We start from the raw sequence: 14,350 nt of genomic DNA, 5'->3' as shown, positions 1-14,350 counted from the left end.
CGTATTCACAGATCGAAGGGGCGGCGCAGGACGGCAGCCTCTCCCCGGGCGAACGCCTGGCCGATCAGATCTACCGCGTCAGCGGAAGGCTTTGCTTCGACGGCTGCCTGGCCTGCCTCCATGGAGACAGCGACCTCATGCCGTCGATGCTTGCGGAGGTTGCGGTAAGCCGCCGACTGCTCACGCGCTTCATGGATTCATGTCGCGCCATGGGCTGACACCGTGAACAGGGCCAAGGCGTCATGATCCCGGATCCAGCCGAGTATCTCATCCGTCAGGTCTGACAATCGCACCGGCCGAGCAGCGACAGCCACAAGGAATGCCGCGATCGGCGGAGCAACGCCGACCGCAAGCAGTCGATCGTTCAACGCGGATGCTTCCACCACCAGCGAGTCGCGCTCCTTCACGCGATCAGCGGGCGGGCGGCTCGGGTCCTCGAGCTTCTTGGCACGGGCTGCCAGCTTCAGCAGATCGCTGCCGAGCGCCTCGACCCCGGGAATATTGGTCAGCACTTCGCCGAGTGCCGCCTGTCCCCCAAGCGCATCCTGGGCGGCCTTACGCCACACGCCCTCGATACCTCTCTCGATCTTCTCCATCTCGAAGGGAAGTCGGGTCAGGCCGATCTGGTTGATTGCGTCCAGCTGGTCGATCGTGGGCTCGCCTGCGAGAATGCGGCTCATCTTCACGATCTCGCCGAGCGACGCGCCGATCTCGGATCGCACGGCCTCGAAGTCCGCATCGGCCGCTTCCACCAGTGTGGCCAGGCCCTCAAGCAAAGCGGGACAGCCATCCAGCCGCTCTGCTGACGCTGTCGCCTTTTGGAGCGCGGTTCCAAGTCGGGCACGCTCTTTGGCCTTGTCGATCTTGGGCAATAGCTCGATCAGTTCGTCCAGCGGAGCGAGCGTGGTGTCGGGTGCATCGTCCATTACGCGACCTCATCAAGCTTGGTCTGCAGCGCTTCGGCGGCGGCCGCCAATCGCTCGCCAAAGCTTTGTACGACCGAGAGATCGCCGGCGCTCTGATTGCCCTCGACGAAGGCGCGCGCGTACTTATAGGCTGCGTCAACCGCGAGTTCGGCTTTCTCCAGCGTCTCCAAAGCGAGCCGCAAGGCTGCGATCGGAACCCCAAGCGAGTGCGCCAGCTTCTCCGCCTCTCCTTGGAAACCGACGTCATCCGAGAGTAGATAGTCTGCCAATCGCTCCCAAGCGGGATCAGTCTCGTTCAACAGCCCCGCATTCGCGGAGCGGTTCCGGGCCGTCGAATATTCCTGATATTGCACGGGCGCGGCCTGGACGAACGCCGAGACGGTTCGCGTCATTGCATCGTCGACCTTCGCAAGATGATGACTGAAGCTGGATTGACGAAGCAGAGCCAAGGCGCGCTCCTTGCGCTGCGATAGGCTCTTGTTCTCGCGCTCGGGAATGTGCCGCAATTGACTATCAGTCTGACGGGCAAGTTCAACAAGCTTGCCGATTTCCTCAAGCCCCTTGGAGAATTCGGGCTTGGCGGGAACCGGCACCGTCCGCATCGTGTCGCGAAGGCCTTTCATCGCGCCCGCGACCGCTCCCGCGTTCATCAGCGGAGCACCGCTACCCAGCGGGAGGTTCAGCAATTGCCTCAGCATCCCGCGAAGCTTGTCGTGCCAGTAGCTCGTCGCCTTGACCAACTCGCCCCAGGACTCGACCCGATCGTCCGGAAGGCTCTTCGCCTCCTGCTCCTCAGAGAGCAGTTCCTGGAACTGCTCCTCCAGCGGTGAATCTGGTGAGATCGCGCCGCGAAGCCAGGCTCGGGCCAGCAAGACCTGAGCCGTCGCCCCATCGATCGACCATGGGTCATCTTGAGCCAGGCGGCGCTCCAGCTGCGCCGATGCGAGTTCGGACAGGCGCCGCAGCAATCTCGCAATCGCGCGGCGGTTGCTCTCGAGTTGAAGCGACTGGAGGGCTGTGCCCAACCGATTGGTGAGGTAGGCTTCGATCCCGCGGGTCGCCCAATCTTCCCGGGGAATGACGAAGTGCCGAATGTCGGTTCTGCCCGACCCCTCTAGCTTCACATTGTCCTTGGTGAAGACCCGTTCCCAAAGCCCGAACTTCGGCTCGGGAAGCAGTTCCCGCGCCTCGTTCATCAGGTCGATCAGCAGGATTTCCCAGGCGCTCGGATCGCTGATCGGCTTACCATCGCGCCAGAGCAGCGCTTGCTCCGCGAGCGCTTTGAGGCGCGTCGTAGAGACAGCCGGACTCGTTGGCGACGACTTCCCGCCAGCCGAACTCAGCCTTCCAGAAGTTGTCGCGGTCAACGAGCTGAAAGGCGAAGGAGTTGGTGGAGGCGGGGCAGACCGAGTGGGGCCTGCGGGCGCCTCCGGCGCTGGCACATCCGAGGTCAGTGCAATCGGCTGGACCGCCACAGCAGCCGACCGGGTTCCAGCCGAGTCCAGGCCCTCGCCGAGCCAAGGGAGTCGGAAAGCCTCGAAGACGCCCTCCGCCACGCCCGACACGGAGCGCGTGCCTTCGGCCGTGATGCCGACGTGAACTTCGCTCGTGCGGTCGCCCCAGAGCATCATTAGGCGGCGCAGCTGTTCCCGCCGACCAAGGTCGGGCTCGGCAGCATCGATCACTTGGGCGAGGAAGCCGCTCGGCTGCAGCGAGCGCTCGGGCATCCATTCGGAAAACTCGATCTCCGCGGGTGGAAACTCGCCTGCGTCGAGGCGGGACGGATAAAGGAGCACGGGCGCGAGCACGCCTTGGATCATCCCGCGGGGGGTATGGAGGCTCTGTGTTCCCTTGGGATCCTCAAGCTTCTCGAACATGTTCGTGATGGCGTTCCGATTGAACGGAAACAGCCCGATCCCGTCCGATGCGCCAAACGCCGCGAAGCAGGCATCACGGCCAACACATGTCTGGCATTTGTTGGGGACTGTCTCCGGATTGGCGCCGGCCTTGTGCCAAGCCTCCAACTCCGGTCGGTCGATCCGCACGGCCCGAAGATAACGTGACGCGAACTCGGCCTGCGACTCCTCCGTGGCAAGCTGAATTGTTTCCTGGAACCCACCTGACTGACGCACCCTGCCCAGACGCAGAACATGCGTGATCCGGCCGCTGTAGTTGCCCTGGATGCCCTTCAGGTACAGGGGCGTCATGCCGACGACGGAGATCATGTCGCAGACGTCGCTCCGCGTCCTCGCATCGACGACCAGGGAGTCGATCAATTGGCCGTCGATGCCCTCCCAGCTCGTGACGTCCTCGAGCAGCAGGACCAGTCGCCGCTTTTCCTTCAGCAGCTCCTTGCGTAGCTTGAAGAACATGTCTCGGAGACCATCGACCGTGATGCCGAGAATGTGCTGGACCGCGAAATTGCGACGATCATTGAGAGCCTTCAACAGCCTGCGGGCTTGCGGGATCTCGAGCGTCTCATCGAGTTCGAGTTCGGCGGCAGGCACATCGGCTGCCCTCGCCGGGGCGATACGGTCGGTCTCCTTCTTCAAGGTGCGCATCAGCATCAGCGCCTTGGGAGGAAGGCCTTCGACCGCCAATTGGACCTGGGCGAGGTCGGCAATGTCATAGAGGTTGAAGCTTGCCGAGGCTGAGTTGCGCTGTCCGCCGTCCCCTGACATGACCTTGAGAATCCGCTCCGGTCCGCCCCATTTCTCCTGAACGGCCTGATGGCCGATCAAGCGTTCGAGCTCCCACGTGGCGCACCAGTCCTCATCGCCCATCGGGGTCTCGAAAAAGGACTTGCTGAGGGACGCCGAGAGGTTGGCGTGAAACAGCTTAACGCGTCCATCGAACGAAGCCTCAACGCTTTGCGCGAGGTTCTCGAAGAGATAGCCGTATTGGGCGCCGAGTTGATCGCGCAACTGCCTGAGCGTGCCGGTCAAGCTCCCGTCGGCACGCTCGATCAGCATCACCAGATCGTCCGCGTTCCACTTGACGTCCAGCCACCGGATCAGATGCGACTTGCCTGCGCCGGGCTCGCCTTCGACGATGCAAAAGGCGTAACGCGTCTCTGGGTCGGAAAGGTCGGCGAGGAGAGCTTCATCGCTTGCCTCGATGCCCCGACCGGTTGTCGTAGACACTTGAAAGTCGCGGATTGGCTGATGAACGGCAAGGAACTCCGCTTCGTCATTCGCCAGCGCGACCGAGCGAAGCACCGCATGCGCGCGGTCTTCGGTCCAGCAGGTCCCATGCATTGCTTCAGACATTGTTGGCCTGTCCTTCCAGCGTCACGGCCTTGATGTTCCTCACGGGATGCGGCTCCTGGGTCAGTGCGTAGGTCTCCTTCGCATCGCCGATGGCATCGAGCACCAGACGCTTGTCATCGTGAAGATCGCGGAGGGTTCCGCTCAACACGCGAGACACACGTCGTCCAAGCGGCGGCAGTCGCACACGCTCGACGGACGCAAGGAATAAGCGGCCACCATCCAGATACGGCATCCGCTCCGCGATGCCCCCGATAAAGGCCTCGATCTCCAGCGTCTTGGGGAGGGATTGCTCCGACCTCAGCCGAGCGACCTCGCGCTCAAGGCGCTGGGCTGGATAGGGATAGAAGTCGCTCCTTGGCATCGATACCCCTAAGCCAAGGAAGATCATCCAGCGCTTCCACGGAGAGGATTTCGTCGCATTGAACCGCTTCTTCTCCTCATCCTCGTCGTCAGCGTCGGCGGCTCGGACAGCCTTGTTGATCTTGGCCGCTCGATCCTTGGCATTGAGGTCCAGCCATGACGTGCCCTGTTCCGCTTCGGTCAGCACCACCATCGCCGCGTAAGCTTCGAGCACGATCGAGTCGGCATGATCCACATCAAGCGCAACAAGGCGATCGTGAACGGCGTCGGCAAATGCCTCGATCGTCGCCGGGACGGGCACCGTCAGCTTGTATTGATTCTGAGATGGGGACTCGATCAATCCGAGGCTGGCGGTGGCACCGAGCAACTGTCGGATGTTGATGTTCTCCTCCGACCCCTTTTGCTCGACGCCGCGGAGCGTCGGCTTCAGCCAGGTCCGAATACTGTCGAAACCCAGTTGCCCATCCTGTGCCCCGAGCAGGCGGAGCAAGGCGTAGACGCGCTGCGGAGAATAGTTGGTGTCGCTCAGCAGGCTCATTGGGGCAGCACTTCCTTGACGAAGGCTCGAAGCGCCGCCTCGCTGGTGGGAGCGCTACTCGAGAGGATGTTGACGATCGGCTTGCCGCGGACGGCTGTTTCTGGCGGTGCGATGACAATCAGTCGCTGCGCGGGATTGGCAGCGGCCCAGCCTTCAATCCGCTCGATCAGCCGCTCGACGCGGCTTTGGCCGTCGATGAAGACTGCGGTGGGCAACAGCGCCGGGCGCCAATCTCCCTGCACGTCGGCATGGCTGCTGACCAGCCCATAGCGGCACGCGAAGGCGACGAGTCGGTGCGCGAAATCACCGGCGAGATGATCCTGGACGATGAATTGCTCGACGCCCGCACCGATCAGGCCCTCAATGAGGTCATCGCTGATCGTTCCGTCATCACGCGACGGATGAAGGATGGACACCCCAGGACGTAACCCGCTCTCGCCCAGGGAATGCGGCCATCGCCGATCCAACCCCTCGAAGTGAATGTCATCCAGCTTCGGTGACGCGATCCCCCGGCCGCGGCAATAGGCGCAGCGGCCGCAGGGCGGCACCAGTGGGCTTCCTGCTTCGACCAATTCGAAAATGGCGGCCGAGACGCAAATCTGTGGCTTGAAGATTGCGGCCTTGAAGTTGTTGAGATCGGACAGCGCGGCCGATCGCTCTTTCATCCGCAAATCCGCGATTCCCGCCCAGTAGGCGTCGTTCTCCCCGGCATCGAGTAGTAGCGGCTCTCGTATGTCCACATGCCAGACCGGCACGTCGCCCCGACTCTCTGTCGCTTGGATCGTGATCGCGTCGGCTCGCTGGAGCATGTTGAGCAGGCTCCGGTTCCAATCGCGGTTATAGTCGGTGTCGCCGGCGGCGAGATCCTCATGCGCTGCGTCGAGCGGCACGACCAACCGCCGCATGCCCGCCACGATTGTGCTCTCGCCAAGCGCATCGGCAGCGCTGACGATTGCGCGCCATCGCTTGAGCATCATCGCAGGGCGGAGCCACCCGCCAGACCACAAGCGTCGCGCCTGTCGCCAATCTCCGGCAACCCCGCGATCGTCCGTCCAGAGCATGAGGGCAAGCGCCTGATTTCCATCGCGCGCCGCCCGGCCGATCTCTTGATAGTAGCGGGATGGAGACTCGGGCACGCAGGCGTGGACCACCGCGCGGACGTCGTCCTTATCGATACCCATGCCGAAGGCGGATGTGGCAACGACGAGATCGATATTCCCCGCCCGCCAGTCGCTAACGATCCGCAGTCGTGACGTGCCGTCGTCGACCTGGCCGGTGAAGAGCGCCAGCCGCTTATAGCCATTGGCCTTGATCGCGTCGTGAAGACGCTCAGCGTGATTGACGAGCGTCGTGTAAATGATCGCCGGTCGCGGCAGCCGATCGATCAATCGGACCAGCAAGGCGTCACGTTCGGCAGCGGTTTCGATGCGAGCGTGAACGAGATCGAACTCGTAGCGGGCGACCTTCGCCTCGACGGCCAGAAACTCGGCGGCACCGTAAGCGCGCTTGAGTTCGACTCGGGCAGCTTCGTTGACGGTCGCAGAGAGAAGGACCGTCCGCAGGGCCGGATTGGAGTCGCGCAGCGCGTCGACCAGTCCTGGCAGGCGCTGAAAGTCCGGCCGGAATGACCGTCCCCAGGATTCGATGATATGCGCCTCATCGACGAAGAAGGTCGTCAAATGCGCGTCCAGACTCGGCAGCTTCTGGCTCGGATCCTGAGCGGCCTCGATCAGGAGTTCGCGCGCGGCGCCCAAAGCCACTTCGGGTGAGAGGACGAGCACCGGCACTTCGCCGCGGCCGAACGCATTGTAGATTCCCGAACGAGTAGCTTGGTCCTGATCGCCATAGATGCACTCGCTCGCTTCGAGCCCAGGGATCGTCCTCAGGCTGTCGACGTGGGCAAGCGCGAGCGCCACCGTGGGAACGATAACGACACAGCATGTTCCTGGGGCGGAGGCCAGCAAAGGAGCGAGTTGAAACAGGAGGCTCTTGCCCGCGCCGGTGGGAAGCGTTGCGAGTAGCGTGGCACCGTCAGGCATTGTCGCCAGCGCGCGGATCGCCGCCTTCTGCGTGGGCGCGCGATATCGATCGAACGGGCTGTGACGCAGTAGCAACGCGTCGGCGCAAGCAGACGAATAAGTCTGACGCGGCGTCGGATCGAGGCGCAGGACATCGGACAGGCCGGCGATGGGGAGAACTTCGGCGTCATCGATGATGAGTGCATCGCTGCCGGGCACCGTCACCCGCTTCAGCCCGAAGCGCGGCAAATTCACCAGATCATTGTCGGTGACCGCGAACTCGCTTCCGGAGAGATCCAGATAGCCACCGTGGAGGCGACAGAGTTCGCGCAGCATGGCGCCGCGATCGCCCGGCTCACTGCTCGCATTGAATGCGCGCACGGCGCGCTGCTGCGCGGCGATATACCAGGGTTTCCGGATAGTCGCTGTCATGGGTCTCAAACCAGGGCGACCAAGGCGAGCCCCAAGAGATCGGTGCGCGGCGAACGGGTGGACTGGATAAGAGCCAGCCTCGCCTCGATGGCAGCCTGAAAGGCGTCCGCGGAGTCTAGGTCCTTAGCGGTACGTGCCTGCCACCGCAGAAACCCAAGCTCGCCTCGCAGGCTTGTCTCAAGCGCATCCCCGCGCTCTTCGGCAGCGGCTGCCCGACGCTTTTCGATAGATGCGAGGGCCAGGGGAACGGACCTGTCGATCGAGTTCCACAGTTCCGGAAGAAACGGCAGTTCGCTGACCATCGACGGCTCTATAGGTCGCAAGGTCAGGTCCTTTCGCGGGTGGTCAAGGAAGCCGCGAAGGCCCGCATGGGTGACGATGTCCTGGTGAGCGCCGCGGCCATCCCGGAGCAGCATGATCTCGGCCGTGACCTCGGGCCAGAGGAGCGAGCGTGCTCGAGCGGCGAGCCCCGGACCAATGTCATGGCCCCGCCAAAGCCTTTCATCAAGAACGGACCGGGCGAGCACCTGAAGGAGCAAGGTGCCCTTATGCTTCGCGAAGCCTTCGAGCATGAATGCCGTTACCCGGCTATGCCTTCCGTGCTCGGCCTCGAATATCATTGTGTCGATCAGGCTGTGGCCAGGCGCGAAAAATTGCAGGTCGTCACGTGCAAGCGCCGTCTGTCGAGCAAATGTTCCGCACAGGAGGCGACTTTCCGAGTCGGTGCCCGCGCCGATCTTCAGCCGATCGCTGCTGACATTGAGGGAGCCATTGGTCCATCGGAACTCGCTACTTCCATCGTCGCGCTTCTTGGTCTGAATCCCTAGGCGCGACGCCCAGGACCGCAGCGTCGATGCGCCCTCCGCTGTGTCGCTCTCTTCCTCGATCCCTGCGGCCAGGGCGATGGATCGTTCGAGCTGCGGCTTGGTCGCGTCGAGCGAGATATCGAATGCCTCGTCGGTGGCGGTGAGCGACGCGTCGACCTCCGCGCGGAGATCGCCAGTGATCGCGCGCAAGGCCGAGGGACCCTCGCCGTAGGCCGCCTGAACCTGCAGTTGCAGCTTAGGGAGAATGAACTCCAGGCCGCCGATTGACCGATTGAAGACCTGGAAGACGTCGCGGTGGGTTTCTAGCAGGGCATGGTCCGCGGAGCTTGCGGGTTCAAGGACGACCGACAGAACTTCACGATCGCTCTGGCGCCCGACGCGGTCCAGCCGGCCGATGCGCTGTTCAAGCCGTGCGCAGGAGACTGGGAGGTCAAAGTGGACGACGGCAGAGGCATTCTGGAAGTTTCGGCCCTCACCCCCGAGTTCGTCTGACACGAGCACTCGGCAACTCTTGTCATGCTGAAACCGGAAAGCCGTGCTCGCCAGGTCCTCCTCGTCGATTTCGCAATGGAACCGGGCAACGGCGTGCTTGCCGTGCCGAGCCTCCAGCCGGTCGGCGAGGTCATCGGCAGCTTCGGCATCCTGCACAAACACCAGAACCTGGTTTTCGGGATCACGCAGATGGTCGGTCAGCCAGTCGGCTAGGAGATCAGCGCGGCTGAAGCCGCCCTCCTGATGCCAGGCTTCTGCAAGACCATGAGCGGTGCGGAGCCAGCTTTCCTCACCATCCAGGCGGGTCAGACTCCGGACGAGTTCGGCGAGGATGATCGGCTCGTCATTGGGGCCAGTATCAGCCGCTATTCTCGCCACCGGGTCGCCCGCAGCCCCGCCAGGCTCATCATCGAGCGCTTCTCGGCGCTCTTCCAGAAAGCGCATCGCCGACTTGGGAGAGGTTGAGCAAAACCGCTGGTAAAGAGCGCGCAGCGCTCGGGCTTCAGCCCCGTTGCCCAGTGGCAGTTCCTCAAGATGGTTCAGAAAAATAGCTTCGGCTTGGCTGGCCGACCAAGGCAGCTCCACCAAGGTCCGTTCCGGCCAACTGGTGGTCTCGCTCGCCAGCGTCGCGCGCCGGGTCCGGATAATCCGGTGATCGAGCCGGTGAAACTCCTGCACGTACGCAATGAGCTCGATTGCGGCCTCCGCTTCGCCGGCTCGCATACGGTTCAGAAGGGCATCGAACAGGTCGTCCCCTTCGATCAGGCCCACCCACTCGTCGGCAACGAACTCGACTTCATCGGGGTCGAGTTCACGGCCCTCGGCCGCGGTCGCGTCAATCAGCTTGCGCGTGAAGTTAAGACGGTCCCAGACAGCACTTTGGCGGTCATATTTCGCCTGGAAACTGTCAACCGTTTCGTCCGCGAACGCCTCGGGCGCCACCAACGCGAGCAGGCCAACGAGGCCTACCATGTCGCGCTTGGATGGGGTCGCGGACAGCAGAAGGAGCCCTTCGGACTGCCGTGAGAGCCGCTGCAATCGAGGATAGAGGGCATGATCGGGCGGGATCTGGTGCGCTTCGTCGATCACTACCATATCCCAGCGGCGAGCAGTGATCATTTCCGCAAGCTCGGCGTGCGCCTCAAGCGCCGTAGTGGCGACGACCAGCCTCTGACCGCTAACGAGAGCGCTTAACGAGGCGCGACTCTCCTCGGCCATCCTCGCGCAATCAATGTGATGGTAGGCGCGCGCTCCGAAGCGGAGATATGTTTCCGTGAGCCACTGGCGCGACATCGAGCCCGGAGCCACAACGAGGACGCTGAGGTCCTGACGCTCCGCCTGGAGCGCCTGGATGATCATGCCGGCCTCGATCGTCTTCCCGAGACCGACCTCGTCGGCAAGGATGAAGCGGGGCGTGCGATCGAACAGGACGCGACGTGCCGCATATATCTGATGCCCGAGCGGCACTACCCGGGCCCCCAGCATTGCAGGTAGCCCGCCCGATGCCGCGCACCAACGGCCATAGATGTCGGCCATCGACCAGCGGGCGACGTAGCTTCGCGGTGTGTCCCAGCGATACGCCTTCATCAGTTGCATGGGATCGGTTGTCTCACCGACGGGCATGATCAGCCCTTCCCAGACGTCATGCATTTGGCCGTTGGCGCGAACCCGGTAGACAAAACCACCGTCTTCACGCTTGATCAGGAAGTCGACAATGTCGCCCGTGGCAACCGTGCCTGCGGCGGTTTTGAACCGAACCGGCGTTGATTCGCTCAGGCGCGCCCGCGCGATGGGAGTTTTGGGCGCGAGCGTCCTCGTGCCTTCACCGCCGAAGTGGACTACCGCCCGTCCTAGCTCATCATATTTGTGGAGTTTGCCCACTCCCAATTGCCCGAGTGCGGCCACATTCACGAGGCTGCCGACTGGCGCATTCACACGACCTGCCCGCGCAAATAGCTCAAAAGCAGTGCCAACGACTCAGCCATAGCTCGCCCCCTTCTGACTTCAACTCTATGCTCCTATCGTGAAAAATCTACCTTGCTTCTGGCGGGTGGAGCTATCTTCTGCAGTCGCTTGCCGCTGATGTCGGATTGAGGTTTCCCTGTCGTCAAGGGCGGATTGGAGGAGCCCGATCACATCTCAGAACCCAGGTCGCCAATGTACTCGGTTCCCGTCGATTCCTGGCGCGGCCCAGCCTTGCACAAGCGTCAGCATGCTTCGCTTGACCTCTGCGGGACGTATTGTCAGCATCTATAAAATGAAAGTGACCGAAGGGGCGCCATTCCGCTGCTAATCGCCTGTGATTCTAGGCTTGCCGCGTTAGAATGAGGAAACGCGATGACGGGGGCCGGATGGCGACGCTCAAGGTCGATTGGAAGCAAACGGGGCTCATTAGTGTCCTCGAGGAGAGCCAGGGCCTCGGCTTCGATTTGCGCAAGTTCGATCGCCTTCACGAGGATGTGCAGGCAAGCCTCAAGAAGGCGACGGTTGCGCGGATTCTCAAGGTTATCCGGGACACTTGGGATAAGGGCGTGGAAGACACGCGAAACAAACACTGGTTCGGTGAGGTCAGGAACGGAATATATGTGATTTCAATCGGGCATGGCTTCGGTGTGAGTTATGCACGGGGCTGTTCAGAGATCATGTATATCGGGCGAGGAAAAATCAGCACTCGTCTACGGACGCATCTGCATAACTGGATATTCGACATGTCTCGGTCTTTACGAGACGTCCCGTTCAAATTTTACATGGAGGAATTCGGCGATGGTAGATCACCCGATGCCTTCAAGGACTTCGAACACTGGCTGCTTGAGGAGTTTCACGAGAAGTTTGGCGAGAAACCCCTTCTGAACAAAATCGCTGGGCGTGAAGGTACGATCGACCATGCATTCACAGGCAATTGTAACGCGCCATTGGACAATCGTGGCAAGACATTCCTTTGGCAGATCCGCCCATCCGAAAAGAATCCCTGGTTCAAGCCTGTCGCGGATGATTGATGGAGCGTCTACGCCGTGCGATCGCGCCGCGTGATGATCAAGCCCGATCGGACGAAGCAATGCCGCCCCGGTTCCTGGCGGCCCATCGCGTCCGACTCCGTCCACCCTTTTCCACGAATCCTGATCGTGCTATTGATGCCATTGGCGACTTTGCAAGTCTATGATTTGACTGCGAAAACAATCGCTTAGCTGCCCAGCGACCAAGCTCTTCTGGGCATCCGTTTCCCAACATCGACATTACAAGGCAAGCTGGCTGTTTCCCGAGCTAGCCTTAGCCGCCGACAAAGGTGAAGGCACGCCGAATCGCCACTCTCATTAGGTCCAAGAGCAATGCACGGTGTTCCAGCCGGCATGGGTTCGACGCCAAGAAGGGGACCGAATTTGGGATGGGCCACACAGGGGCCACGGATTAAAATGCTGGCCAAAAGCTGAGCTTTTCTGCGGCCTGCATGAACAGTTGTGAGTCCTGTAAGCGCACCATCCACCCTAAGCCATTGAAAAGGCTTGGTTTTTTACAAAAATCGCTGCTTGTAACGACTGTCTGCTACAATCGTAGCGAGGCAAAGATGAGCGCGTATCTGCTTAAGCGTGATGGCGGCACCTACTATTTCCGGCGCTCGATCCCGCTGGCCCAACGGCAGCGGTTTGGTGGAAGACGCGAGTGGGTCCGGTCGCTCGGCACGAAAGATCGGAAAGAAGCCAAGAGGCTCATACCAGCGTGCCTGATTGCCTTTGATAAGTAAGCGCGGCGTGGAGGCCGCAGATTACGCAGCTTGTGCGGTCGGCTGATCTGCCGGGGGCATCCAGTTCCAGGGCATGAGTTCGTCCCACCGACTGGCAGGCCAGTCGCCCGCGACCCTGGCAATGACGTCGGCGATATAGGCCTGCGGGTCGACGCCATTGGCCTTGCAGAGCCTGCCCCGGCGAAGGCCGGGGTCTGGATGACGGTGTAGATGGCCGCGGCCCGCTCGCCACCTGCGCGAGAGCCGGCGAACAACCAGTTACGGCGTCCGACCGCGACACCGCGCAGCGCACGCTCCGCGATATTGTTGTCGATCTCCAGGCGGCCATCGTCGAGGAAGCGCGACAGCGCTGGCCAGCGCTTCGTGCCATAGGCGATGGCCCTTGCCATGTCGGACTTCGGTGACAGGCGGCGCAAGCTGGCGTCGAGCACCTCGCGCAAGGCGTCGACCAGCGGTCGACTTTTCTCCTGTCGGGCTCGACATCGCACGTCGGGTGGTTGGCCACGGACCTCGGCCTCGACAGCGTAAAGCGTGCCGATCTGCTCGAGGATGTCGGTGGTCAGCGGCGTGGGTGACCGCTCATGCAGGTCGAAGACCTTTCGGCGAAAGTGTGCCCAACACGCGACTTCGGTCACACCGCTGCGGTAGAGCCCGTCATAGCTGGCATAGGCATCGGCCTGGAGAAAACCGCGGAAGCCGGTGAGATGGGCCAGCGGGTGCGCGGCGGTGCGGTCTGGCGTGAAGCGATACCAGGTCGCACGCGGCGCCGTGCTGCCGGATGCCTGGTCGTCTGCGGCATACACCCACAACCGCCCGGTCGCGGTCTTGCCCCGGCCGGGATCGAGCACCGGCACGGGCGTGTCGTCGGCATGGACCTTGTCGGCCTTAAGGACTTCGTCCCGGATGCGGCTGACGATGGGGTCGAGAAGTGCTGTGGCCTGTCCGGTCCAACCCGCCAATGTCGAGCGGTCGATGTCGAGCCCTTGCGCCGCCATCATCTCGGCTTGGCGGTACAGCGGCAGATGGTGGTCGAACTTGGAGACGACGACATGCGCCAGCGTCGCGAAGGTCGCCTTGCCTCGCGCGATGGCGCTTACCGGCGCGGATGCCTGGACGATCTTCTCGCAGGACCGGCAGCTGTATTTGGGGCGGACGTTGCGCACGACCCGCCAGCGCACCGGCACGATGTCGAGCATCTCGTGCGCATCCGAGCCGAGCGGACGCAACGCACCACCGCAGTCCGGACAGGTGCAGGCACCCGACGCCGGCTCATGGACGACCTCCTCGCGCGGCAGGTGTCCGGGTAGACTGCGGACGGGTACTGGCCGTGCCACCACGCCAGGGATGCTTGCCTCGGGTACAGGCGCGTCGCGCTCCGTCTCGAGTTCTTCCAGTGCCAGTTCGAGTTGCTCGATCTCGCGGCCGAGCTTCTCGGACGAGGCGCCGAATTGCATGCGCCGCAGCCGCGCGATCTGTCCGCGCAGCGTATCGATGAGCAGGTCGCGGGCAGCCAGGGCGGCATTGGCCCGGGCGAGCGAAGCCTCCAGCGCGGCAATCCGCGCGGTGGCATCAACAGGGGAAACGGGCGCTTCCGACACTCTGTTTCCATAGCAGATTGCAGGTCGGCGAGCGAGGGAAAGTGGCGAAAAACCGCCGTTTCTACCCAGCCAGCGTTGGTGCGAACGCCCGCTCGGGCCGCCGCCAGTCGATGCCTTCCAGCAGCATCGACAATTGCGCAGGCGTCAGCGT

8 protein-coding genes and 2 pseudogenes are annotated in these 14,350 nt (G+C 62.6%); 3 read left to right on the top strand and 7 right to left on the bottom strand.

Features of this window, described 5'->3' with window-relative positions:
• On the top strand, positions 1-218 hold a 218-nt coding region (locus SP5_RS19685), incomplete at its 5' end, for a hypothetical protein (protein WP_042491397.1).
• Here SP5_RS19685 and SP5_RS17940 read toward each other — a convergent pair.
• The 5 genes from SP5_RS17940 to SP5_RS17910 are packed head-to-tail and all read right to left on the bottom strand — an operon-like array spanning position 198 to position 10,767.
• Positions 198-926: a vWA-MoxR associated conflict system protein gene (locus SP5_RS17940; protein ID WP_042491395.1), complete on the bottom strand. Its 729-nt coding sequence runs from the start codon at positions 924-926 to the stop codon at positions 198-200. The two genes, SP5_RS19685 and SP5_RS17940, sit on opposite strands and share 21 nt — an antisense overlap.
• Entirely contained in the window at positions 926-4,195 is a 3,270-nt protein-coding gene (locus SP5_RS17935; RefSeq protein WP_042491393.1) for an ATP-binding protein, read from the bottom strand. The genes SP5_RS17940 and SP5_RS17935 overlap by 1 nt, the downstream gene beginning before the upstream one ends.
• Entirely contained in the window at positions 4,188-5,093 is a 906-nt protein-coding gene (locus SP5_RS17930; RefSeq protein ID WP_042491391.1) for a hypothetical protein, read from the bottom strand. The genes SP5_RS17935 and SP5_RS17930 overlap by 8 nt, the downstream gene beginning before the upstream one ends.
• Positions 5,090-7,543: a helicase-related protein gene (locus tag SP5_RS18620; protein ID WP_052811632.1), complete on the bottom strand. Its 2,454-nt coding sequence runs from the start codon at positions 7,541-7,543 to the stop codon at positions 5,090-5,092. The genes SP5_RS17930 and SP5_RS18620 overlap by 4 nt, the downstream gene beginning before the upstream one ends.
• A 5-nt stretch (positions 7,544-7,548) precedes the next feature.
• The gene (locus SP5_RS17910) at positions 7,549-10,767 is read right to left on the bottom strand and encodes an SNF2-related protein (protein WP_167334741.1); all 3,219 of its coding nucleotides are present in this window, start codon (positions 10,765-10,767) and stop codon (positions 7,549-7,551) included.
• 446 nt (positions 10,768-11,213) lie between these two features.
• Here SP5_RS17910 and SP5_RS17905 point away from each other — a divergent pair, with 446 nt between their 5' ends.
• Both SP5_RS17905 and SP5_RS20035 read left to right on the top strand, forming a co-directional pair.
• Entirely contained in the window at positions 11,214-11,858 is a 645-nt protein-coding gene (locus SP5_RS17905) for a GIY-YIG nuclease family protein (protein ID WP_157013800.1), read from the top strand.
• A 449-nt stretch (positions 11,859-12,307) separates the two neighbouring features.
• Complete coding sequence (locus SP5_RS20035) at positions 12,308-12,601, top strand: DUF6538 domain-containing protein (protein ID WP_369386103.1); 294 nt, start codon at positions 12,308-12,310, stop codon at positions 12,599-12,601.
• A 21-nt stretch (positions 12,602-12,622) separates the two neighbouring features.
• On the opposite strand, the pseudogene tnpC reads toward SP5_RS20035, so the two are convergent.
• Both tnpC and SP5_RS20025 read right to left on the bottom strand, forming a co-directional pair.
• Positions 12,623-14,199 (bottom strand): annotated as a pseudogene (tnpC, locus tag SP5_RS17900) (IS66 family transposase).
• A 61-nt stretch (positions 14,200-14,260) separates the two neighbouring features.
• A pseudogene (locus SP5_RS20025) lies at positions 14,261-14,350 on the bottom strand (IS66 family insertion sequence element accessory protein TnpB); the annotation flags it as partial.

This window comes from Sphingomonas parapaucimobilis NBRC 15100 (assembly GCF_000787715.1).
GTDB lineage: Bacteria > Pseudomonadota > Alphaproteobacteria > Sphingomonadales > Sphingomonadaceae > Sphingomonas > Sphingomonas parapaucimobilis.
This window is presented reverse-complemented; position numbering and strand designations above follow the sequence as displayed.

Coding starts and splice junctions, on each gene's coding strand:
- SP5_RS18620 (WP_052811632.1), bottom strand. CDS start 7,543: ATGACAGCGACTATCCGGAAACCCTGGTATATCGCCGCGCAGCAGCGC.
- SP5_RS17940 (WP_042491395.1), bottom strand. CDS start 926: ATGGACGATGCACCCGACACCACGCTCGCTCCGCTGGACGAACTGATC.
- SP5_RS20035 (WP_369386103.1), top strand. CDS start 12,308: ATGAACAGTTGTGAGTCCTGTAAGCGCACCATCCACCCTAAGCCATTG.
- SP5_RS17905 (WP_157013800.1), top strand. CDS start 11,214: ATGGCGACGCTCAAGGTCGATTGGAAGCAAACGGGGCTCATTAGTGTC.
- SP5_RS17935 (WP_042491393.1), bottom strand. CDS start 4,195: ATGTCTGAAGCAATGCATGGGACCTGCTGGACCGAAGACCGCGCGCAT.
- SP5_RS17930 (WP_042491391.1), bottom strand. CDS start 5,093: ATGAGCCTGCTGAGCGACACCAACTATTCTCCGCAGCGCGTCTACGCC.